The organism is Streptococcus sp. HMSC077D04 (assembly GCF_001808785.1).
Classification (GTDB): Bacteria; Bacillota; Bacilli; order Lactobacillales; family Streptococcaceae; genus Streptococcus; species Streptococcus mitis_BX.
The window spans coordinates 23,293-45,521 of the sequence record NZ_KV794462.1 but is presented as its reverse complement, the minus strand read 5'-3'; the positions used below and the strand labels follow the sequence as shown (position 1 = coordinate 45,521).

Sequence of the window (22,229 nt, the reverse complement as noted above, 5' to 3'; positions counted from 1 at the left end):
GGTTTGATTCAAAATATCAATAGAAAGGAACAAAGGTGTTCAGGGAATTGAACCCGGGTTTCCAAATTTCTTATTCAATATAACAGAAAGGAATTGAACCCGACCTAAATTCTAGGAAAAAAGATAAATCTGCCTAGGAGCATCGCTCCAGCGTCAGATTTCCTATTTTTCAGTCGAATTTTACGGTCTTGGTATCTTGTATGAACAATACTGAATTTTATGATCGTCTGGGGGTGTCAAAAAACGCTTCGGCAGACGAGATCAAAAAGGCTTATCGTAAGCTTTCGAAAAAATACCACCCAGATATCAACAAGGAGCCTGGTGCTGAGGAAAAGTATAAGGAAGTTCAGGAAGCTTATGAGACTTTGAGTGACGACCAAAAACGTGCTGCCTATGACCAATACGGTGCTGCTGGAGCCAACGGTGGTTTTGGTGGAGCTGGTGGTTTCGGCGGTTTCGATGGGGCAGGAGGCTTCGGTGGTTTTGAAGATATCTTCTCAAGTTTCTTCGGAGGAGGCGGTGCTTCACGCAATCCAAATGCTCCTCGTCAGGGGGATGACCTCCAATACCGTGTGAATTTGACCTTTGAAGAAGCTATTTTTGGAGCTGAAAAAGAGGTTAAGTACAATCGTGAAGCAAGCTGTAGTACTTGTAATGGCTCAGGTGCTAAGCCAGGAACAAGTCCAGTCACTTGTGGACGCTGTCATGGTGCTGGTGTCATTAACGTCGATACACAAACTCCTCTTGGTATGATGCGTCGCCAAGTAACCTGTGATGTCTGTCACGGTCGCGGAAAAGAAATCAAAGATCCATGTACAACATGTCACGGAACAGGGCATAAAAAACAAGCCCATAGCGTACATGTGAAAATCCCTGCTGGTGTGGAAACTGGTCAACAAATTCGCCTAGCGGGTCAAGGTGAAGCAGGATTTAACGGTGGACCTTATGGTGACTTGTATGTAGTGGTTTCTGTGGAAGCCAGCGATAAGTTTGAACGTGAAGGAACCACTATTTTCTATAATCTGAACCTCAACTTTGTCCAAGCAGCTCTTGGTGATACAGTAGATATTCCAACTGTTCACGGTGATGTTGAATTGGTTATTCCAGAGGGTACTCAGACTGGTAAGAAATTCCGTCTACGTGGCAAGGGAGCACCGAGCCTTCGTGGCGGTGCAGTTGGTGACCAATACGTTACCGTCAATGTTGTAACACCGACAGGTTTGAACGACCGCCAAAAAGCAGCCTTGAAAGAATTCGCAGCTGCAGGTGATTTAAAAGTCAATCCAAAGAAAAAGGGCTTCTTTGACCATATTAAAGATGCCTTTGAAGGAGAATAACACAAAAAGAGCCGTTGGGCTCTTTTTACTTTATTCTTTGTAATGTTAGCATTGGAACAATCACTCATCGGCTGATTTTCTATCAGACCTTTGCTTGAGCAAGCCAGCTGCATCCATATCTTGGATGAGTTGCTTGATTTCCGCTTCTTTACCAGGCTTAATGGTAACGGTATCAATATGGTTGATTGCAGAGTTATCCTGAATATCCACCAAAGTCAAGGCTTTTTCATAGAATGCAATTCCCTTTTTTAGACTTTCCTGATCCTTCCAATATAGAACTGAGTAATCAGGATTTGGTTTCTTTCCGATTTCTTGTAAATAATTCCTACTTTCCTTCTTTAAAAATTGCAATAAACCATGATTGAACAAGTTATCCCCTACTTTATAGTAGGAGATATCTCCAGTCTGTAGGACATAGACTTCGAGTTGGTTTTTGGTGAGATTTGGACTTTCTTTTAAGACGGGATGGCTATTGATGACCTCATCTGAGAAAGTAACATAAAAATTTAAGCCCCCACCCTCGTATTTATATCTTCCATTTGATTTTACTTTCTTAGGAGGCATGTCAAGGGAGGTAAAGATTTGTTTGAGGGCGTTATTTCCCTTGTGAATGTCAATCGGTGAGGCTCTGAAGGCAAAAAACAGTACTAGAAATGCTAGGACCGCAAGAAGGCTAAGGCAACCACAAGGGATTAGGATGATCTGTGCCAGAATTTTAAAAAACTGTTTCATTTTCATTCCTCTTTTTTGTTTGACCCTGACAACCTAAAATAGATTTAAGGAAAGTTCATGGCTCTTTTTACTTATCTTCGATTTCCTGTGTTTCTTTTATCACAGCTAATCTAGTCTGGATATCTTTTTCCAAGACCTTAAACTTGTAAGTCAGGTCTTCTTGGTATTCCTTGATGAGTTCTTTTTGTTGGTCGATGATTTGCAGGCTGTTTTGGATAATATCCACATCATCCTTGATAGCTTGAACGCGGTCAGTGGTATTCAAGACTTCATCTGTGATGGTTTGACGATTTTTTGTGACCAGATAACTTCCGGCTGCAGCTCCTGCAAATAGCAATAGATTGGATAATTTCATGGTAACTCCTTAGGCATTTTTGATGATTTCAGCGACTTGAGCAAGTTTGTCAAAGTCTGGTTCGTGGGCGATAAAATCAATCTTGAGGTCATCGTCCGCACTGTAGCGAGGTACGAGGTGAACGTGGGTATGAAAGACTGTTTGCCCTGCAACTTCTTCACAGTTAGCAATGATATTCATACCAGCAGCCTTGGTAGCTTTCATGACTTTTTGAGATACTTTTGGTACTTGGGCAAAGAGTTGGCTGGCGCTAGTAGCGTCCATTTCCAAAAGATTGCGATAGTGTTCCTTTGGCACGACCAAGGTGTGTCCAGGTGTCACTTGAGAGATATCAAGAAAGGCAAGAACCTGCTCATCTTCATATACTTTTGAAGCAGGAATTTCTCCTGCGATGATTTTACAAAAAATGCAATCTGACATAAAATCTACCTCTACTGTATTGAATTTTGATATAATATAGCTACATTATACCAAATTTGGAGAAAATATGTTAGAAATTAAAAACCTGACAGGTGGCTATGTTCATGTCCCTGTCTTGAAAGATGTGTCCTTTACTGTTAAAAGTGGGCAGTTGGTCGGTCTGATTGGTCTCAATGGTGCTGGTAAATCGACGACTATTAATGAAATTATCGGTCTGTTGACACCTTATAGTGGTTCTATCAATATCAATGGATTGACCCTGCAAGAAGATGCAACGAACTATCGCAAGCAAATTGGTTACATTCCAGAGACACCTAGCTTGTATGAGGAATTGACTCTCAGAGAGCATATCGAAACGGTTGCTATGGCTTATAGTATTGAGCAAAAGGTAGCTTTTGAGCGAGTAGAACCTTTGTTAAAAATGTTCCGTCTGGATCAGAAATTAGATTGGTTCCCTGTTCATTTTTCAAAAGGGATGAAGCAGAAGGTCATGATTATCTGTGCTTTTGTGGTGGATCCGAGTCTCTTCATCGTGGATGAGCCTTTCCTTGGGCTCGATCCGCTGGCTATTGCAGACTTGATTCAGCTTTTGGAAGTGGAAAAGCAAAAAGGCAAGTCTATTCTCATGAGTACCCACGTGCTGGATTCGGCGGAGAAGATGTGTGATGCCTTCGTTATTCTCCACAAGGGGGAGGTGCGTGCTAAGGGAAATCTCCTGCAACTGCGCGAAGCCTTTGATATGCCTGAGGCTAGTTTGAATGATATTTACTTGGCTCTGACCAAAGAGGAGGACCTATGAAAGACTTGTTTTTAAAGAGAAAGCAGGCTTTTCGTAAGGAGTGTCTTGGTTATCTGCGCTATGTTCTCAATGACCACTTTGTCTTGTTCCTGCTTGTCCTGCTGGGGTTTTTAGCCTACCAGTACAGTCAACTCTTGCAACATTTTCCTGAAAATCATTGGCCTATCCTTTTGTTTGTAGGTATTACCTCTGTTTTACTTTTGCTTTGGGGTGGGATTGCCACTTATATGGAGGCTCCTGACAAGCTCTTTCTCTTGGTCGGAGAAGAGGAAATCAAGCTTCACCTAAAGCGTCAAACAGGGATTTCCCTAGTCTTTTGGCTCTTTATCCAGACCCTTTTCTTGCTGTTATTTGCGCCTTTATTTTTAGCCATGGGTTATGGCTTGCCAGTTTTTCTGGTCTATGTGCTCCTATTGGGTGTAGGGAAATATCTGTTCTTTCGTCAAAAGGCCAGCAAATTTTTCACTGAAACTGGTCTCAACTGGGACTTTGTTATTTCCCAAGAAAGCAAGCGCAAGCAGGTCTTGCTTCGTTTCTTTGCTCTCTTTACGCAGGTCAAGGGGATTTCAAACAGCGTCAAGCGTCGTGCCTATCTGGACTTTATCCTAAAGGCTGTTCAGAAGGTGCCTGGAAAGATTTGGCAAAATCTCTATCTGCGTTCTTATTTGCGAAATGGAGACCTCTTTGCCCTTAGTCTCCGTCTGCTCTTGCTTTCCATACTGGCGCAGGTCTTTATCGAGCAATCTTGGATTGCAACAGCGGTAGTAGTCCTCTTTAACTACCTCTTGCTTTTTCAGTTGCTGGCCCTCTATCATGCCTTTGACTACCAGTATTTGACCCAACTCTTTCCACTGGACAAGGGGCAAAAGGAAAAAGGCTTGCAGGCGGTAGTCCGAGGATTGACCAGTTTTGTTTTACTTGTGGAATTAGTTGTTGGGTTGATTACCTTCCAAGAAAAACTAGCCCTTCTAGCCTTGCTGGGTGCAGGTTTGGTTTTACAAGTTTTGTATTTGCCTTATCAGGTAAAACGTCAGATGCAGGACTAATATTGCTTATATGATATTAAGAAAGAAGTTGAGTTCAGTTTGTCTCAACTTCTTTTATTTTCTACAGGATAATGGTTGGACCGTAGAGGCTCAACTTGGTCTTGACTTGGTCAAAGTGGAAGCGGTCATAGGCCCGCCAAGCGGCGCGAGTAGGAGCGTCTGGATTGAGGGCACTGAGGCCCATGAGAAGACTGGAAGTCTGGTAAAATTTTTCCAGCTCAATCAAGACTCGATTATCCACTGTCTCAGCTTTGGCTAGAAAACCAAGAATAGAGTTTAATTGCTCCTGAAAGCGGACGTCGTCAGCGGTTGCCTGTTTGCATGCTTGATAGGCTTTATTTAAGTCAGTAATCAAAGCCTGAGCTCTTTTGATAGGGTCTGCATCTGTCATGAAAATTCCTCCTTTAATCTGGGTGCTAGTCTTGATTCTAGCAATTGTATTTTGATACTGTCAGTTTATCACTTTTATCTCCTTTTTTATCTACAAATCTTTAATTGTTCTTGAAATTTCCTGAATGGTACTGTTAAGATTTTATGATAAAATAGTTGTAAGATTATCATGCTTATTTGAGGAACAAGATACCCTTCAGGAGCGTTAAAGGCCTGTTTAAGATTTGGTGGGCTTGTATCATAGTATTTTTGCTATTCTCTTTTTAGGAAGAAATTGAAACAAGGAGAGTAAAAAGATGAGAATATTTGTTTTAGAGGATGATTTTTCCCAACAGACTAGGATTGAAACGACGATTGAGAAACTCTTGAAAGAACATCATATCACTCCCAGTTCTTTTGAAGTTTTTGGTAAGCCAGACCAGCTGTTGGCAGAGGTGCATGAGAAGGGAGCCCATCAGCTATTCTTTTTGGATATTGAGATTCGAAATGAGGAGATGAAGGGGCTGGAGGTGGCTAGAAAGATTCGGGATCGGGATCCTTATGCCCTGATTGTCTTTGTGACGACTCACTCGGAGTTTATGCCCCTGTCCTTTCGTTACCAAGTGTCTGCTTTGGACTACATTGATAAGGCCTTGTCAGCAGAGGAGTTTGAATCTCGGATCGAGACAGCCCTCCTCTATGCCAATGGTCAAGACAGTAAAAGTCTGGCGGAAGATTGCTTTTACTTTAAATCAAAATTTGCCCAATTCCAGTATCCTTTTAAAGAGGTTTACTATCTCGAAACATCGCCCAGAGCCCATCGTGTTATTCTCTATACCAAGACAGACAGGCTGGAATTTACAGCGAGTTTAGAGGAGGTTTTCAAGCAGGAGCCTCGTCTCTTGCAGTGCCATCGCTCTTTTCTCATCAATCCTGCCAATGTAGTTCGTTTGGATAAGAAAGATAAACTCCTTTTCTTTCCTAATGGCGGAAGCTGTATGATAGCGCGTTATAAGGTCAGGGAAGTGTCTGAAGCTATCAATAACTTGCATTGAGCTAGGAGAGTTTATGAATATTGCTTGGATATTATTGTATACACTTATTACTCATGGACTAGAAATTGTCATTTTCTTTAAGGTGGATGGAATTGGTCTCACTTTTGAGAGGATTTTTAAAGCCTTTCTTTTTAAGATACTGTTGGCCTTTGTTTTTTTAATGATTGGCTATATGGTAGGAGATAGTTTCCTATTTTATTTTATGGAACCCTTGTACGGTATAGGCTTGTCTTTCTTACTGTTAAGAGGGCTTCCTAAAAAACTTCTCTTCTTTTATGGTCTCTTTCCAATGATATTGGTGAATCTCTTTTATAGAGGGGTCTCCTATTTTGTGCTTCCATTTTTGGGACAAGAAATTGTAGATAAAGATAGCAATCCTATCTTTTTATTGATGATGATATTCGTTTGCTTCATAGTTTTAGTCTTTTTGAAATGGTTGGACTATGATTTCACTAACTTGAGAAAGGAAATTCTCGATAAAGGTTTTCAAAAGTCCCTGACTACGATTAACTGGATAATGGGGGGCTACTATCTAGTGATGCAAAGTCTGTCTTTCTTTGAATATGAACAAGGTATTCAATCAACGACTGTTCGCCATCTGATTCTAGTGTTTTACCTGCTCTTTTTTATGGGGATGATCAAGAAATTGGATACCTATTTGAAGGACAAACTTCATGAGAGACTGGACCAAGAGCAGGTCTTGCGCTACAGAGATATGGAACGCTATAGTCGGCATATAGAGGAACTTTACAAGGAAGTGCGGAGTTTTCGCCATGACTACACCAACCTCTTAACCAGCTTACGTCTGGGCATTGAAGAGGAGGATATGGAGCAGATAAAAGAGGTCTACGACTCGGTCTTAAAGGATTCTAGTCAGAAATTGCAGGACAACAAATATGACCTTGGCAGATTGGTGAATATTCGGGACCGTGCCCTCAAAAGTCTTCTAGCAGGGAAATTTCTAAAAGCCAGAGATAAGAACATTGTCTTTAATGTCGAAGTTCCTGAGGAGATTCAGGTTGAGGGGATGAGCCTACTTGATTTTCTAACCATTGTGTCTATCCTTTGTGACAACGCTATTGAAGCTAGTGCAGAGGCTAGTCAACCTCATGTTTCAATCGCCTTTTTAAAAAATGGAGCACAGGAGACCTTTATCATCGAAAACTCCATCAAAGAAGAGGGTATAGATATTTCTGAGATATTCTCCTTTGGAGCCAGTTCTAAAGGGGAGGAGAGAGGAGTTGGTCTCTATACCGTCATGAAAATTGTGGAAAGCCATCCCAATACCAGCCTGAATACCACCTGTCAAAATCAAATCTTTCGTCAGGTTTTAACGATTCACTCGATGTCAGTTGATGATTAGAAGATTTGTGGAAAGAAGTACTGCCTAAAGTCATCAATTAAAATACTATAGTATGCGAGGTATCATAAATGAATAAGAAATCCTATTTTATCATCTGTTCTACGTTGATCATAGCATCGAATCTTCTCATGATTTCCGTGGTGAACAAGGGAGAAGAAACTGGGAGCAATCTGTTTGTGATTGCTATAGCCTGTGTTATGTTACCATCATTCTTATATGCAGTTGAAAACAGACTTACTTCAATGGTAAGAGTAGAATCAATACTCCTGATTCAGTTGACAGTTATATCCCTACTCCGTCTTATCAACAGAATAGGGAGTACGCCTGAAATCCTCAACATTATCATTACCCTTATCGCTTTGGCAAGTGGGACAGCTGCTATTCTTGTTGCAATCATGAGAATATATGAGAACAGACGGAAGTAAGGCTGAATAGCTTTCGATGTATTTTCACATTGTTAAATTCCCATAGGGCAAGTATGTTTTCATGCTTGCTTTTTTAAATTTTTTACAATTAAAGATGTTTTGATGACCATTTGTGATTTGGATGGAAAATTTTAAAAAATAGTAGTATACTAACCTTATTAAGGTTGTAATAGGACGAAAGTAAAAAGAGGTATTCCTCGTGAATGCAAAAACAATTTTACAATTGGCTATTATGGTTGCTTAAAGGCTTGAGCCTGTAAGTAGAGGAACTGTACTTGGAGGTAATTATGGATTTCAAAAGTTTTCTTATTGCTTTTGTTGTTAGTATGTTTGTTTCTTTTATTACTTATTTAATTAGGAAAAAATTTTAAAAATCTCCAAAGAAGAATAAAGATAGATCTAATTAGATAAAAAGATTTTTTATCGCTAGTTTAATCTACAGTGGAGTTTCTTTAATATTGTTTCGCCTGTTAAAATGATATGTGATAGCAGGATAAAAAATCTACAAATTAAGTTGGTATCAATATGGTGTAAAGGGCAAGTATGTTTTTCATGCTTGCTTTTTTAAATTTTTTACAATTCAAGATGTTTTGATGACCATTTGTGATTTGAGTGATCTAAGGTCAAAATGAGTGCTATACTAGCAGTGTAAAGGTTGTAGCTCAACTAAGATAAAGCATACATTTAGGAGAAAATCTTATGAAGAAAAAAATACTGATCATTTTCGTTCTGTATCTGATTATGTCCACCTTTCTTTATCCGCTTAGGGAGAGTATTTGGTATCATCTATTTTATACCATAGCCTATATGATTGCGGTTGTGATCTATTTTGCTTTAACTAAAAAGAAAGGAGCAAAGAAATGAAAACTTTTCTTGCTAAAAAACGGAACATCTTCCTTGCGAGATTGTTCTTAGGTCAGTTGCCTTTACTTGTCTCTACTTATCTATTTCTATCTCGTCAGTTTTTAAATTTTTCCTTAGTCCTCCAATTTCTTTTAGTGGTTATTAACTTGGCTTCTATTTTGGTCACTGTTTACCTCACTAGAGAAATGAGGATAAGAAAGTTTGAAGATGATGATTTGGTTAATCCTAGAACCAATCAACTGATGTTCATTGGTTTGACAGGTTTTATGTCTATTATCTGTTTGTATAGAGGGATCACAGCAGGAGAATTCTATCAACAATTAATTGCCTACATTGGTGCTATTCTCTGCTTGCTTATCATGCTTCTGCTCATTTGGGGCTTGAAGTATTATAAAAAGTAGGGAAGAACTTGCGGCTAGTCTATAGTCTGATAAGAGGAGGTCATCATGTATAAACGCTTATTTTTCCTAGATTCCAAAACTTTAGACCGGTTGACGCCCTATATTCTAGACTTGGCTTCTGACACCATTGCCTTTAATGTTTTTGTGCTAACCTTTGTATCTGTGGTTGTCTTTTATTTCCTGAATCCTATGCTAGCTTTAATGGCTATCTTCTTAGGGGCTGGTTATGTTGTCGGATTTTGGTTACTCAAATGGTTTGTTTTGGAAAGGCTAGAGCGAAAGGATGACTTCTAGGGAAGTCTGTTTGTTGAGGAGGATAGTTTATGGCCATTTTCAATAAATGTCATGCTTTGTTTTTGGGATTTTTAGTATTTGCAATCGTTGGTGCAGCGGGATATTCTATTAATCAAGGAGATTATTTTCAACACCAGTACACATTCATTGTTGTAAAGAGTCTCTTGCTTTTCCTTAGTTTTGGCTATGCGAAATGGTTTGATATGATTTCTTTGGGGATGTTAAGCAGGAAACAACTCTTGCTGTTCATTGGAATTTTTCTTCTCACTGTGCTGGTAAGTATTAGCTATCATGCTTTTTTCTCAGTTGTTTCTGGTGCTTCGGATCAACACCTTGAGGAAGCTAGTAAAGGACTTTCGCTTTCCTTTATTGTTAGTGCTACAGTTTTGGCACCTATCCAGGAGGAATTTATGTTTAGAGGAATTCTTCAAGGTGCGGTTTTCGACAATTCTTGGCTGGGGCTTGTGTTGACATCCTCTCTCTTTTCTTTCATGCATGAACCTTATGATATTCCTTCGTTTTGCTATTATCTTTTCGGGGGCTTGTTGCTGGGCTTTGCTTATAAAAAGAGCCAAAATCTATGGGTCTCCACTCTAGTCCATATGTTTTACAACAGTTTGCCACTCTTAACTTATACTTAATGAAAATCAAAGAGCAAACTAGAAAACTAGCCGCAGGTTGCTCAAAACACTGTTTTGAGGTTGTAGATAAGACTGACGAAGTCAGTCACATATATACGGCAAGGCGATGTTGTCGTGGTTTGAAGAGATTTTCGAAGAGTATAAAATGGTTTGTTTTGGAAAGATTAGCACTAAAGGATGACTTGTAGGGAAGTCTGTTTCTTGAGGAGGATAATTTTATGAAGTTTTTTGATAAAATTCATGCCTTTTGTTTTGGATTTTTAGTACTACTAATCGTCATTACAGTTCCTTATACGATTAACCACGGGGATTTTTTTCAAAATGAATCTGAATTGATTATTGTAAGTCTTCTAGTAACCTCGCTGAGTGTTACTTATGCTAGAAAGTTTGAAATGATTTCTTTTGGGATGTTAAGCAAGAAAGACCTTTTGCTTTTCATTGCAATCTTTCTTCTAAGTGTACTTGAGACGCTGGTTTATATTCATTTCTTCGCTGTTTCTTCTGGCGCGGGAGTTCAACACTTGGCGGAAGTCAGCAGAGGAATTTCCCTGTCTTTGATTTTGACTACCTCAGTTTTTGGCCCCATCCAGGAGGAACTCATTTTCAGAGGACTTCTTCAAGGTGCGGTTTTTGACAATTCTTGGTTAGGGCTTGTGCTAACTTCCTCTCTCTTTTCTTTCATGCATGGACCTTCTAATGTCCCTTCGTTTATTTTTTATCTACTTGGGGGCTTGTTGCTGGGCTTTGCTTATAAAAAGAGCCAAAACTTATGGGTTTCTACTCTAGTCCACATGTTTTACAACAGTTGGCCACTCTTATATTATTTATAAAAATTATGAAAAGGTAAGTAGAAGACGGTGCTTGCCTTTTCTTTCTACAATGATACCCAAGTCAATCCAGAGGTTTTTCTTTGAGAATCGGGTCTGGAGCGGTTGACGAATAGGCCAAAAACTAGTAGAATAGTAAGGAAACTTTATACGGAGGAAAGAAATGGATTTGGGTGATAATGAGCTAACACTGACTCCCATACCTGGGAAAAGTGGCAAGGCTTATATGGGTAGCTATCCTGATGGGAAGCGTATCTTTGTAAAAATGAACACCTCTCCAATCCTACCTGGTCTAGCTAGAGAACAAATTGCTCCACAATTATTATGGAGTCGCCGTTTGGCAGATGGGCGTGATATGTGTGCTCAAGAGTGGTTGACAGGCAAGATATTGACCCCCTATGATATGAATCGTAAACAAATCGTCAATATTTTAACCCGTCTTCATCGCTCACGTCCTTTGATGACGCAGTTGAGTCGTTTGGGATATGCCATGGAAACACCTGTAGATTTACTACAGTCTTGGCAGGAAACGGCTCCAGATGCTTTGCGTAAAAATCATTTTATCAGTGAAGTGATGGCTGATTTACGTCAGACTATTCCAGGATTTAGAGAGGACCATGCGACCATTGTCCATGGAGATGTACGACATAGTAATTGGATTGAGACAGACAGTGGCTTAATTTATTTGGTGGATTGGGATTCGGTTCGCTTGACCGATCGCATGTTTGATGTGGCCCATATGCTCTGCCATTATATTCCAGAACATCAGTGGAAGGAATGGTTGACCTACTACGGTTACAAGTACAATCAAACAGTATTAAATAAATTGTATTGGTACGGTCAACTGTCTTATTTGAGCCAGATTTCCAAGTATTATATGAACCAAGATTTAGAAAATGTCAATCGGGAGATTCATGGCTTGCGTCACTTCCGAGACAAGTATGGAAAGAGAAGATGAGAGTTAGAAATCGTAAAGGGGCGACAGAATTACTAGAGGCAAATCCCCAGTATGTGGTCCTCAATCCCTTGGAAGCCAAGGGGAAATGGCGGGACTTGTTTGGCAATGACAATCCCATTCATGTGGAAGTTGGAAGTGGAAAAGGTGCCTTTGTTTCAGGTATGGCCAAACAAAATCCTGACATCAACTATATTGGGATTGATATTCAAAAGTCTGTTTTGAGTTATGCTTTGGACAAGGTGCTTGAAGTTGGAGTACCTAATATTAAGCTTTTGTGGGTAGATGGTTCTGACTTGACCGACTACTTTGAAGACGGTGAGATTGATCGTTTGTATCTGAACTTTTCAGATCCTTGGCCTAAAAAACGCCATGAAAAGCGTCGTTTGACCTATAAAACCTTCTTGGATACCTTCAAACGTATCTTGCCTGAAAATGGAGAAATTCATTTCAAGACGGATAACCGTGGCTTGTTTGAGTACAGCCTAGTGAGCTTTTCTCAGTATGGCATGAAGCTCAATGGTGTCTGGCTAGACTTACATGCCAGTGATTTTGAAGGCAATGTCATGACAGAATACGAGCAAAAATTCTCCAACAAGGGGCAAGTTATCTACCGAGTTGAGGCAGAATTTTAAGAAATAGCCTAAAATCAGGCTGTATAAGTGCTTTTGCTTTACATAAGTTGGCAAACGTGCTATACTAAGAGCAAGAATATGAAAAGTGAGGCGGGGAAATATCTTCGCCTCTTGCTTATGAGGAGGTGGACGCAATCGCAACAATCGTAGAATTAGTCAGAGAAGTTGTAGAACCTGTCATAGAAGCTCCTTTCGAACTCGTGGATATCGAGTATGGAAAGATTGGCAGTGACATGATTCTCAGTATTTTTGTAGATAAACCTGAAGGAATTACCTTGAACGACACGGCGGACTTGACAGAAATAATCAGTCCTGTCCTAGACACTATCAAGCCAGATCCCTTCCCAGAACAATATTTCCTAGAAATCACCAGTCCAGGCTTGGAACGTCCTTTGAAAACCAAGGATGCCGTCGCTGGAGCGGTTGGGAAATACATCCATGTCGGGCTCTACCAAGCCATCGATAAGCAAAAGGTCTTTGAAGGAACCTTGTTGGCCTTTGAAGAGGATGAGTTGACCATGGAATATATGGACAAGACGCGTAAGAAAACTGTCCAAATTCCATACAGTTTGGTATCAAAGCACGTTTAGCGGTTAAATTATAGAAAAAGAAAGGATAGCTTTTGAGGATTCAAAAGTGAAGAAAACATGAGTAAAGAAATGCTAGAGGCCTTCCGCATTTTGGAAGAAGACAAGGGAATCAAAAAAGAAGACATCATCGACGCAGTAGTAGAGTCGCTTCGTTCCGCTTATCGCAGACGCTATGGTCAATCTGATAGCGTAGCTATTGACTTTAACGAAAAAACAGGTGACTTTACAGTTTATACTGTCCGTGAAGTGGTTGATGAAGTATTTGATAGCCGTTTGGAAATCAGCTTGAAAGATGCTCTTGCCATTAATTCAGCCTATGAACTTGGTGACAAAATCAAGTTTGAAGAAGCACCTGCTGAGTTTGGTCGTGTAGCAGCCCAATCTGCCAAACAAACCATCATGGAAAAAATGCGCAAGCAAACACGTGCCATCACTTACAATACTTATAAAGAACATGAACAAGAAATTATGTCTGGTACTGTAGAACGCTTTGACAACCGCTTCATCTATGTCAACCTTGGTAGCATTGAAGCCCAATTGTCAAAACAAGACCAAATTCCTGGTGAAGTTTTTGCTTCTCATGATCGTATTGAAGTTTACGTCTACAAGGTTGAAGACAACCCTCGTGGTGTCAACGTCTTTGTTAGCCGTAGCCATCCAGAAATGATCAAACGTTTGATGGAGCAAGAAATTCCTGAAGTTTATGACGGAACTGTTGAAATTATGAGCGTGGCACGTGAAGCTGGGGATCGTACTAAGGTTGCTGTTCGTAGTCACAATCCAAACGTTGACGCTATTGGTACAATCGTTGGACGTGGTGGTGCTAATATCAAGAAGATTACCAGCAAATTCCACCCAGCTCGTTATGATGTCAAGAGTGACCGTATGGTGCCAATCGAAGAAAATATCGACGTTATCGAGTGGGTAGCAGATCCGGCTGAATTTATCTACAATGCCATCGCTCCTGCGGAGGTTGACCAAGTTATCTTTGATGAAAACGACAGCAAACGTGCCTTAGTAGTTGTTCCTGATAACAAGCTTTCTCTTGCTATCGGTCGTCGTGGGCAAAACGTTCGCTTGGCAGCTCACTTGACTGGTTACCGTATCGATATCAAGTCTGCTAGCGAATTTGAAGCCATGGAAGAAGCTGGTTCGATAGATTTGGAAGCAGAAAACGATACTGTAGAAGAATAAAAGCTGCTAGAGGAGGGAAAGATGAAAACGAGAAAAATCCCTTTGCGCAAGTCTGTTGTGTCTAACGAAGTGATTGATAAGCGTGATCTGCTCCGTATTGTCAAAAACAAGGAAGGACAAGTCTTTATCGATCCGACAGGCAAGGCCAATGGTCGCGGCGCTTATATCAAACTAGACAATGCAGAAGCCTTAGAGGCTAAAAAGAAGAAAGTCTTTAACCGTAGCTTTGACATGGAAGTGGAAGAAAGCTTTTATGATGAGTTGATCGCTTATGTGGATCACAAAGTGAAAAGAAGAGAGTTAGGACTTGAATAAGCAAAAGATAAGTAATCTCTTGGGACTTGCTCAGAGAGCAGGGCGGATCATATCGGGTGAAGAATTGGTCGTTAAAGCGATTCAAGATTGCAAGGCCAAGATGGTCTTTCTAGCCCATGATGCTGGACCCAATCTGACCAAGAAGATTCAAGATAAAAGTCATTATTATCAAGTAGAAATTGTAACCGTGTTTTCAACACTGGAATTAAGCATAGCAGTCGGAAAATCAAGAAAGGTTTTGGCTGTGACAGATGCTGGATTTACAAAGAAAATGAGGTCTCTTATGGAATAGAAGAGGAGGACATGATTTGTCTAAGAAAAGATTGTACGAAATCGCAAAAGAACTTGGAAAAGAAAGTAAAGAAGTTGTAGCGCGTGCAAAAGAGTTGGGCTTGGATGTGAAAAGCCACTCATCAAGTGTGGAAGAAGCTGTCGCTGCAAAAATCGCTGCCAGCTTTAAGCCTGCAGCTGCTCCGAAAGAAGAAGCAAAACCTGCAGCACCAAAAGCAAGTGCAGAAAAGAAAGCCGAAAAATCTGAGCCAGCTAAACCAGTTGTAGCTAAGGAAGAGGCAAAACCGGCTGAGCCAGTTGCTCCGAAGGCAGAAAAAGTAGCAACAAAACCGCAAAGCCGTAATTTCAAGGCTGAGCGTGAAGCCCGTGCCAAAGAGCAGGCAGAACGACGCAAGCAAAATAAGGGCAATAACCGTGACCAACAACAAAACGGCAACCGTCAGAAAAATGACGGCCGTAATGGCGGAAAACAAGGTCAAGGCAACCGCGACAATCGTCGCTTTAATGACCAAGCTAAGAAACAGCAAGGTCAGCAAAATCGTGGTAATGAGCGCCGTCAACAAGAGGACAAACGTTCACATCAAGCGGCTCCACGTGTTGACTTTAAAGCCCGTGCAGCAGCCCTAAAAGCAGAGCAAAATGCAGAGTACGCTCGTTCAAGTGAGGAACGTTTCAAGCAGACTCAGGCTGCCAAAGAAGCCTTGGCCCAAGCCAATAAACGCAAGGAGCCAGAGGAAATCTTTGAAGAAGTGGCTAAGTTAGCTGAACAAGCGCAACAAGTTCAAGCAGTGGTTGAACCGGCTCCTGTAGCTAAAGAAGCGCCAGTGGATACACGTCGTAAAAAACAAGCTCGACCAGACAAAGAACGTGATGATTATGATCACGAAGAAGATGGTCCTAGAAAACAACAAAAGAATCGAAGTAGTCAAAATCAAGTGAGAAATCAAAAGAATAGTAACTGGAATAACAACAAAAAGAACAAAAAAGGCAATAACAAGAACAACCGCAATCAGACTCCAAAACCTGTTACGGAGCGTAAATTCCATGAATTGCCAACAGAATTTGAATATACAGATGGTATGACCGTTGCGGAAATCGCAAAACGTATCAAACGTGAACCAGCCGAAATCGTTAAGAAACTCTTTATGATGGGTGTCATGGCCACACAAAACCAATCTTTGGATGGAGAAACAATCGAACTCCTCATGGTGGATTATGGTATCGAAGCCAAACAAAAAGTTGAAGTGGATAATGCCGACATCGAACGTTTCTTTGTCGAGGATGGTTATCTCAATGAAGATGAATTGGTGGAGCGTCCACCAGTTGTAACTATCATGGGACACGTCGACCACGGTAAAACAACACTCCTAGATACCCTTCGTAACTCTCGTGTTGCGACAGGTGAAGCAGGTGGTATCACTCAGCATATCGGTGCCTACCAAATCGTGGAAAATGGCAAGAAGATTACCTTCCTTGATACACCAGGACACGCGGCCTTTACATCAATGCGTGCGCGTGGTGCATCTGTTACCGATATTACTATCTTGGTCGTAGCGGCAGATGACGGGGTTATGCCTCAGACTATCGAAGCCATCAACCACTCAAAAGCAGCCAATGTTCCAATTATCGTAGCCATCAACAAGATTGATAAACCAGGTGCCAACCCAGAACGCGTTATCGGTGAATTGGCAGAGCATGGAGTTATGTCAACTGCTTGGGGTGGAGATTCTGAATTTGTTGAAATCTCAGCTAAATTCAACCAAAACATCGAAGAATTATTGGAAACAGTCCTTCTTGTGGCTGAAATCCAAGAACTTAAAGCAGACCCAACAGTTCGTGCGATCGGTACAGTTATCGAAGCACGCTTGGATAAAGGAAAAGGTGCGGTCGCAACCCTTCTTGTTCAACAAGGTACCTTGAATGTCCAAGACCCAATCGTTGTCGGAAATACCTTCGGTCGTGTCCGTGCTATGACCAACGACCTTGGTCGTCGTGTTAAGGTTGCTGGACCATCAACACCAGTGTCAATCACAGGTTTGAACGAAGCGCCAATGGCGGGTGACCACTTTGCTGTATACGAAGATGAAAAATCTGCGCGTGCAGCAGGTGAAGAGCGTGCCAAACGTGCCCTCATGAAACAACGTCAAGCTACCCAACGTGTCAGCCTTGAAAACCTCTTTGATACGCTTAAAGCTGGTGAACTTAAATCAGTTAACGTGATCATCAAGGCCGACGTACAAGGTTCTGTTGAAGCTCTTTCTGCTTCACTTCAAAAAATTGATGTGGAAGGTGTTAAAGTTACCATCGTTCACTCAGCGGTTGGTGCTATCAACGAATCAGACGTGACCCTTGCTGAAGCTTCAAATGCCTTTATCGTTGGTTTCAATGTACGCCCTACACCACAAGCTCGTCAACAAGCCGAAGCTGACGATGTGGAAATCCGTCTTCACAGCATTATCTATAAGGTTATCGAAGAGATGGAAGAAGCCATGAAGGGGATGCTTGATCCAGAATTTGAAGAAAAAGTTATCGGTGAAGCAGTTATCCGTGAAACCTTCAAGGTGTCTAAAGTGGGAACTATCGGTGGATTCATGGTTATCAACGGTAAGGTTACCCGTGACTCTAAAGTTCGTGTTATCCGTGACGGTGTTGTTATCTATGACGGTGAACTCGCAAGCTTGAAACACTACAAAGACGACGTTAAGGAAGTTACAAACGGCCGTGAAGGTGGATTGATGATCGATGGCTACAATGATATCAAGATGGATGATGTGATTGAGGCGTATGTCATGGAAGAAATCAAGAGATAAGATTTTTGCTCCTTTCTTAGGTGGGGAGGGACGCAAGCAAACCGATGGTTTCATTGCTTATTTTTGAGCCTAGGGTCTCAAAAATCCCCTGTGATGGGACTGATAAATCAGTTCCATCACTTTCACCACGGCGAAAGAAGCAGATGATTTCAAATTGAACTTCGTTCCAATTTGAAATGAAAATCAATAAGTTTAAAAATAGCTAGGTCTGCTGGCCTAGCTTTTGGTTCAAAGTAGAGAAAGGAATATCATGGCAAATCATTTCCGTACGGATCGTGTGGGCATGGAAATCAAGCGTGAAGTCAATGAGATTTTGCAAAAGAAAGTCCGTGATCCGCGTGTCCAAGGCGTGACCATCACAGATGTTCAGATGCTGGGTGACTTGTCTGTTGCCAAGGTTTACTACACCATTTTGAGTAACCTTGCTTCAGATAATCAAAAAGCTCAAATCGGGCTTGAAAAAGCAACTGGTACTATCAAACGTGAACTTGGTCGTAATTTGAAATTGTACAAAATCCCAGATTTGACCTTCGTCAAAGACGAATCCATCGAATATGGAAACAAGATTGACGAAATGCTACGCAATCTGGATAAGAACTAAGAAGAGGGGCAACCCTCTTTTTTGGTGGAGGAAAATATGTGGCATTTGAAATGGAAAAATATTCTTTTAACTAGAATTCTGTATTTTTAAAGGTTAGCTAAATAGAAAATGCTTTTTTTTTTTAGCAAATATGATATGATGATTTCATAAATAAAAGGAGATTTTATCAATGAATAATGTAAAAAAAGTTTGTCGTTTAGCTTTGCTATGTCTTTCCGTCTCTACTCTAGTTGCTTGTAGTTCTCTTTCTGAAAAAACAAGTAGCTCTTCTAGTGAGAATCAAACAGAAGCTTCATCTAGTAGTTCTGAGAAGAAAGGGTTGTTTGCTAAAGCAAAAGAAAAACTCAGTTCAAGCGATTTTAACCCACAAGATGTTAGCGATACGACAATTGAGTCTATAAAAACCTATGAAGATTACTTGATTATGAATGAGAAAATAATCGATAATTACTATACAGAAGCAGACGAAGCCTTTAAAGGGACTGTTTTAGAAGATAGTGCTGCTATCCAAGAACTGAAAGATAGCACTAAAAAAGAGATGGAAGATCTGAAAAAACAATATGGTCCACTCAAGAAAGCACCGATTCAAGGAAAAGAAGAAGTGATTAAGACTCTAAAAGATTATCGTGATAATCTACATGAACAAGTGGAGCAGTGGAAAGCTAGTCTTTAATAGGAAGAGTGGAGTTCAATATGGATTATCAATTATTGCCACATGAATACATGGTTATGAATAGTGACCATGTGAGTTTTGGGAAAAATGGTTTGGCTACAGATGAATTAATTTTAACGAATCTACACTTAATACATATCAAAAAAAGTTTTTGGGGAGGAAAAAAAGATCAAGTTACCATACCCATTAACCAGATTAAAATTTTTGAAGGGAAGCCTCAAGTTTCAGTAACCAAAACCAATGGTGTGAAACGGCTGGAAATTTATTATAATGGCGGACAAGCTATCTTTGCATTTAATAATACTAAGGATACTGACAAGTGGGCTAGGAACATTATTAAATTGATTTCAGGTGATACAAGTAATTTTGAAACCTTGGGAGATAGTAGCTTGTTTGGAGCAGATGTTTTGGCAGAAACATTTAAGGATACATTTGACACTTTTAAAGCAGGGCTTGGGATTAAGGATGCAGAGCCAGAAAAGATTTCAACCAAGTGTAGCTTTTGTGGAGCACCTTTGTCAGGTCAAGTGAAGCAAACAGTAAGATGTGCCTATTGTGATATGGAGCAGAGTTTATAAGGGGGCAATTAAATGGGGTTGATAAAAGCAATCACAGATTCTATTGGTGGAACATTTGCAGATCAGTGGAAAGAAATTATCACAGTTCAAGCTTTTGATGAACATACAGCTGTAAGTCCCGGTATTGTTCAAGAAAGTAATAATGGTAGGGGTGTCAATACGAAGGGATCTGTAGGTGTTATTTCCAACGGATCCAAGATTTTTATTCCAGAAAATACTGCTGCCTTTATCTTTAGTCAGTCTGGTATCGAGGAAATTATTACAGAACCAGGTGGATATGAATACCAAAATGGTGAGAGCAGTGTTTTTAACGGTGATGGATTGAAAAAGTCACTGTTTGACAATGTTGTTAATCGTGTTGGATTCGGTGGTCAAAGTGATCAGCAAAAACAGATTTGCTTTATTAATTTGAGAGAACTTCGTGATATTAAATTTGGGACTCGTGGTCCAGTCATGTATAATGATTTGTTTTATGGGACAGATTTAGAAGTACGTGCTTTTGGAACATTTTCTATCCAAATTACAGATGCTAAGCAATTTATCAGAAACTTTCTTCCTGCCAACGTGACTTATTATACCTTTGATAGCGCTCAAGCTAGATCACAAATAGTGACAGAATTTCTCCAATCTTTTATTGTTGCACTTAATTCTTTGTCAACAACTTATCGTATTTCACAATTACCCTCACAAGCTGCAGTTCTTGCGGAACAAGTATCAAATGATGGACAGTATGCAGGGACTTGGAAAGAACGTTTTGGATTTGAGATTGTAAAAGTTGCCATTGCTAATATTGAGTTTTCACCAGAATCTAAGGAATTGGTTAAACAATTTTCATCAAATAAGATGAATTTAAAAGCTTATGATGATGTATCGCAGAAATCTTCTAATATTGCAGCACAACAAAAAATTGCATCAGGAGTGGAGCAACATGGTCTAGGTGATGGTGCAGGGATGATTTTTGGTATGAATATGGCACAAGGTTTAGATGAAAAAGCCATGAAACCAAGTTTATCATTAGATGAACAAATCGAAGCCCTTACAAAACTAAAATCTCTTTTAGATGCAGGGATACTATCTCAGGAAGAGTTTGATCGAAAGAAAAAAGAAATTATGGATTTATAAAATGAAACTCGAAAGTTCATAGTTAGTACGTATTCAAGGGACATTCTAGGTAAAACAACAATAGACTATCGTTCATAGATAGAATATCAAGTTGTAAAGGTAGAGTTGAATATTCGAGTTGTCTCTACAAATGCTATTAAGGTTCTTTAACAAATAAGTTGCCAAGGATTTTGATTTTGTGTTTTGGACTATTTATCTAAAAAAATAAGGAGTTTTTGAAAACTTTTGAGGGGAATTTGAAACATACTTTAAAAGAGTATGCTATCATAGAATATAACTTACAGAAGTAAAAGGAGTTTGTATATGGCTGAACAAGAGTTGGCTATGCAAGTATTGCAACAAGTGGTGAAACTACCTGTTGTTAAGGTTGATCGTTCGAAATTTTTAGTGGATAAGTTTTCCAAAGAATTGGATCCACAGGACATTCCTACTTTATTAGAACAAGGACCAACGTCTCTCTTATCTCAAGAAACCTTAGATAGAGTGGCTAATGCCTGCATTAGGGATAATGTTTTATTGGCGAGTGGAACCTCTGTTTTGGCAGGATTACCTGGAGGGATTGCTATGGCAATTACCATTCCAGCTGATGTGGCTCAATTTTATGGTTTCTCTCTGAAATTGGCTCAAGAATTAGGTTATATTTATGGTTATGAGGATCTTTGGGCTTCACGCGAGGAGTTGAGTGAAGATGCTCAAAATACCCTCTTGCTTTATCTAGGAGTAATGCTGGGGGTGAATGGAACCGCTGCTTTGCTACGTGCTGGTGGTATAACAATTGCCAAACAGGTAATGAAAACAGTACCTAATAAAGCTTTAACAAAGACGCTTTGGTACCCTATTTTGAAAAAAGTCTTAAGAATATTTGGTGTGAATCTGACCAAGGGAGGGTTGGCCAAAGGAATGGGGAAATTCATACCTATCTTGGGAGGTATCATTTCAGGTGGTTTAACCTTTGCAACTATGAAACCGATGGGTGAAAGCTTGCAGAAAGAATTATCCAAGCTAGTCAACTATAGTGAAGTTCAATATCAAGAAGATGTTGAAACAATCCGAAAAGAGGTTGAAATAATCGAGGGTGAGTGAGATGAACCCTATCAAAGCTTTTGCTAAAATCTATGGTAATTACTTTTTGACCATGCAAGGTGTAAAAGTAATGAAAACGATAAAGAAAGATGATAATGTCGTTGTCGGTCTGGGGAAACTTTTTATTGCAGACAAGTTAATGGATATGGCTCGTTGGCTCATCAAGCCAGAGGAGAGAGAATGAAATTTTTCTGGGCAATTCTTGCCATTATTTTTATCAAACCGATTATTGGCATTGTGAAATTCTTGTGGATGATCATCTCTTTTGCAGTCCAATTGCTGTTTTACAAGCTATTATTTAAGCTATTGGATTGGCTCTTTAAACTTTTTTAGGTGGTAATTCAAGTCTAGGAGAACTAGCAGGTTTTGTACTGCTAGTTTTTTAATCTCTTCCCATATGATATAATATAAGCAGTAAAATCATTTTATACTCTTCGAAAATCAAATTCAAACC

Annotated in this window: 26 protein-coding genes and 1 pseudogene; 23 read left to right on the top strand and 4 right to left on the bottom strand. The window is 40.0% G+C overall.

All coding sequences use genetic code 11. From position 1 onward, the window contains the following. Window positions 1-200: 200 nt before the first annotated feature. Window positions 201-1,337, top strand: coding sequence for a molecular chaperone DnaJ (dnaJ, locus tag HMPREF2701_RS00625; protein ID WP_070481801.1), 1,137 nt, complete (start codon window positions 201-203; stop codon window positions 1,335-1,337). A 60-nt stretch (window positions 1,338-1,397) separates the two neighbouring features. On the opposite strand, the gene HMPREF2701_RS00620 is transcribed toward dnaJ, so the two are convergent. The 3 genes from HMPREF2701_RS00620 to HMPREF2701_RS00610 all read right to left on the bottom strand — a co-directional run bounded on the left by HMPREF2701_RS00620 (window position 1,398) and on the right by HMPREF2701_RS00610 (window position 2,844). Next, on the bottom strand, window positions 1,398-2,075 hold the full coding sequence (locus tag HMPREF2701_RS00620; RefSeq protein WP_080977203.1) for a hypothetical protein: 678 nt from the start codon (window positions 2,073-2,075) through the stop codon (window positions 1,398-1,400). Between the two features lie 61 nt (window positions 2,076-2,136). Further along, the gene (locus tag HMPREF2701_RS00615; RefSeq protein ID WP_000777754.1) at window positions 2,137-2,424 is read right to left on the bottom strand and encodes a hypothetical protein; all 288 of its coding nucleotides are present in this window, start codon (window positions 2,422-2,424) and stop codon (window positions 2,137-2,139) included. A gap of 9 nt (window positions 2,425-2,433) precedes the next feature. Then, window positions 2,434-2,844, bottom strand: a complete 411-nt coding sequence (locus HMPREF2701_RS00610) for an HIT family protein (RefSeq protein ID WP_061590219.1) — start codon at window positions 2,842-2,844, stop codon at window positions 2,434-2,436. Window positions 2,845-2,911: 67 nt separating this feature from the next. Here HMPREF2701_RS00610 and HMPREF2701_RS00605 point away from each other — a divergent pair, with 67 nt between their 5' ends. Both HMPREF2701_RS00605 and HMPREF2701_RS00600 read left to right on the top strand, forming a co-directional pair. Beyond that, window positions 2,912-3,643, top strand: coding sequence for an ABC transporter ATP-binding protein (locus HMPREF2701_RS00605; RefSeq protein ID WP_070481798.1), 732 nt, complete (start codon window positions 2,912-2,914; stop codon window positions 3,641-3,643). Beyond that, entirely contained in the window at window positions 3,640-4,689 is a 1,050-nt protein-coding gene (locus HMPREF2701_RS00600) for an ABC transporter permease (protein ID WP_070481796.1), read from the top strand. The genes HMPREF2701_RS00605 and HMPREF2701_RS00600 overlap by 4 nt, the downstream gene beginning before the upstream one ends. A gap of 61 nt (window positions 4,690-4,750) precedes the next feature. On the opposite strand, the gene HMPREF2701_RS00595 is transcribed toward HMPREF2701_RS00600, so the two are convergent. After that, entirely contained in the window at window positions 4,751-5,080 is a 330-nt protein-coding gene (locus tag HMPREF2701_RS00595; RefSeq protein ID WP_070481794.1) for a helicase BlpT, read from the bottom strand. Between the two features lie 295 nt (window positions 5,081-5,375). Between HMPREF2701_RS00595 and HMPREF2701_RS00590 the strand changes: the two genes are divergently transcribed. The 20 genes and pseudogenes from HMPREF2701_RS00590 to HMPREF2701_RS00490 all read left to right on the top strand — a co-directional run bounded on the left by HMPREF2701_RS00590 (window position 5,376) and on the right by HMPREF2701_RS00490 (window position 21,959). Then, complete coding sequence (locus tag HMPREF2701_RS00590) at window positions 5,376-6,113, top strand: response regulator transcription factor (protein WP_070481792.1); 738 nt, start codon at window positions 5,376-5,378, stop codon at window positions 6,111-6,113. A 13-nt stretch (window positions 6,114-6,126) separates the two neighbouring features. Then, entirely contained in the window at window positions 6,127-7,476 is a 1,350-nt protein-coding gene (locus tag HMPREF2701_RS00585; RefSeq protein ID WP_070481791.1) for a sensor histidine kinase, read from the top strand. A gap of 242 nt (window positions 7,477-7,718) precedes the next feature. Then, entirely contained in the window at window positions 7,719-7,901 is a 183-nt protein-coding gene (locus HMPREF2701_RS11370; RefSeq protein ID WP_247930543.1) for a hypothetical protein, read from the top strand. Between the two features lie 860 nt (window positions 7,902-8,761). Then, window positions 8,762-9,166 carry an immunity protein gene (locus tag HMPREF2701_RS00575; protein WP_070481786.1) on the top strand — a complete coding sequence of 135 codons (405 nt, stop codon included), beginning with the start codon at window positions 8,762-8,764 and terminating at the stop codon, window positions 9,164-9,166. A 45-nt stretch (window positions 9,167-9,211) separates the two neighbouring features. Then, entirely contained in the window at window positions 9,212-9,460 is a 249-nt protein-coding gene (blpZ, locus tag HMPREF2701_RS00570; protein WP_070481784.1) for an immunity protein BlpZ, read from the top strand. Between the two features lie 29 nt (window positions 9,461-9,489). Continuing rightward, entirely contained in the window at window positions 9,490-10,101 is a 612-nt protein-coding gene (locus tag HMPREF2701_RS00565) for a CPBP family intramembrane glutamic endopeptidase (protein WP_061590211.1), read from the top strand. Window positions 10,102-10,319: 218 nt separating this feature from the next. Further along, complete coding sequence (locus tag HMPREF2701_RS00555) at window positions 10,320-10,931, top strand: CPBP family intramembrane glutamic endopeptidase (protein WP_061590209.1); 612 nt, start codon at window positions 10,320-10,322, stop codon at window positions 10,929-10,931. Window positions 10,932-11,091: 160 nt separating this feature from the next. After that, window positions 11,092-11,886 (top strand): cell cycle regulator CcrZ, encoded by a 795-nt coding sequence (gene ccrZ, locus HMPREF2701_RS00550; protein ID WP_000362999.1) that lies wholly within the window; start codon window positions 11,092-11,094, stop codon window positions 11,884-11,886. Next, window positions 11,883-12,518 (top strand): tRNA (guanosine(46)-N7)-methyltransferase TrmB, encoded by a 636-nt coding sequence (gene trmB, locus HMPREF2701_RS00545; RefSeq protein ID WP_001266094.1) that lies wholly within the window; start codon window positions 11,883-11,885, stop codon window positions 12,516-12,518. The genes ccrZ and trmB overlap by 4 nt, the downstream gene beginning before the upstream one ends. A gap of 125 nt (window positions 12,519-12,643) precedes the next feature. After that, a pseudogene (gene rimP / locus HMPREF2701_RS00540) lies at window positions 12,644-13,122 on the top strand (ribosome maturation factor RimP). Between the two features lie 43 nt (window positions 13,123-13,165). Next, entirely contained in the window at window positions 13,166-14,302 is a 1,137-nt protein-coding gene (gene nusA / locus HMPREF2701_RS00535; RefSeq protein WP_061590208.1) for a transcription termination factor NusA, read from the top strand. Between the two features lie 21 nt (window positions 14,303-14,323). Continuing rightward, window positions 14,324-14,617, top strand: coding sequence for an RNase P modulator RnpM (gene rnpM / locus HMPREF2701_RS00530; RefSeq protein WP_000857557.1), 294 nt, complete (start codon window positions 14,324-14,326; stop codon window positions 14,615-14,617). Further along, window positions 14,610-14,909: a YlxQ-related RNA-binding protein gene (locus HMPREF2701_RS00525; RefSeq protein ID WP_061590207.1), complete on the top strand. Its 300-nt coding sequence runs from the start codon at window positions 14,610-14,612 to the stop codon at window positions 14,907-14,909. The genes rnpM and HMPREF2701_RS00525 overlap by 8 nt, the downstream gene beginning before the upstream one ends. A 16-nt stretch (window positions 14,910-14,925) precedes the next feature. Continuing rightward, window positions 14,926-17,718, top strand: coding sequence for a translation initiation factor IF-2 (infB, locus tag HMPREF2701_RS00520; RefSeq protein WP_061590206.1), 2,793 nt, complete (start codon window positions 14,926-14,928; stop codon window positions 17,716-17,718). A 250-nt stretch (window positions 17,719-17,968) separates the two neighbouring features. Next, on the top strand, window positions 17,969-18,319 hold the full coding sequence (rbfA, locus tag HMPREF2701_RS00515; RefSeq protein ID WP_001273601.1) for a 30S ribosome-binding factor RbfA: 351 nt from the start codon (window positions 17,969-17,971) through the stop codon (window positions 18,317-18,319). Between the two features lie 169 nt (window positions 18,320-18,488). Beyond that, window positions 18,489-18,992 (top strand): hypothetical protein, encoded by a 504-nt coding sequence (locus tag HMPREF2701_RS00510; protein WP_001067003.1) that lies wholly within the window; start codon window positions 18,489-18,491, stop codon window positions 18,990-18,992. Between the two features lie 20 nt (window positions 18,993-19,012). Beyond that, window positions 19,013-19,570, top strand: a complete 558-nt coding sequence (locus HMPREF2701_RS10490) for a C1 domain-containing protein (protein ID WP_061590205.1) — start codon at window positions 19,013-19,015, stop codon at window positions 19,568-19,570. Window positions 19,571-19,582: 12 nt separating this feature from the next. Next, window positions 19,583-20,692, top strand: a complete 1,110-nt coding sequence (locus HMPREF2701_RS00500) for an SPFH domain-containing protein (RefSeq protein WP_042750218.1) — start codon at window positions 19,583-19,585, stop codon at window positions 20,690-20,692. Window positions 20,693-20,995: 303 nt separating this feature from the next. Further along, window positions 20,996-21,775 carry a hypothetical protein gene (locus HMPREF2701_RS00495; RefSeq protein WP_061590204.1) on the top strand — a complete coding sequence of 260 codons (780 nt, stop codon included), beginning with the start codon at window positions 20,996-20,998 and terminating at the stop codon, window positions 21,773-21,775. A 1-nt stretch (window position 21,776) separates the two neighbouring features. Continuing rightward, on the top strand, window positions 21,777-21,959 hold the full coding sequence (locus HMPREF2701_RS00490; protein ID WP_061590203.1) for a hypothetical protein: 183 nt from the start codon (window positions 21,777-21,779) through the stop codon (window positions 21,957-21,959). The last annotated feature ends 270 nt before the right edge of the window (window positions 21,960-22,229 follow it).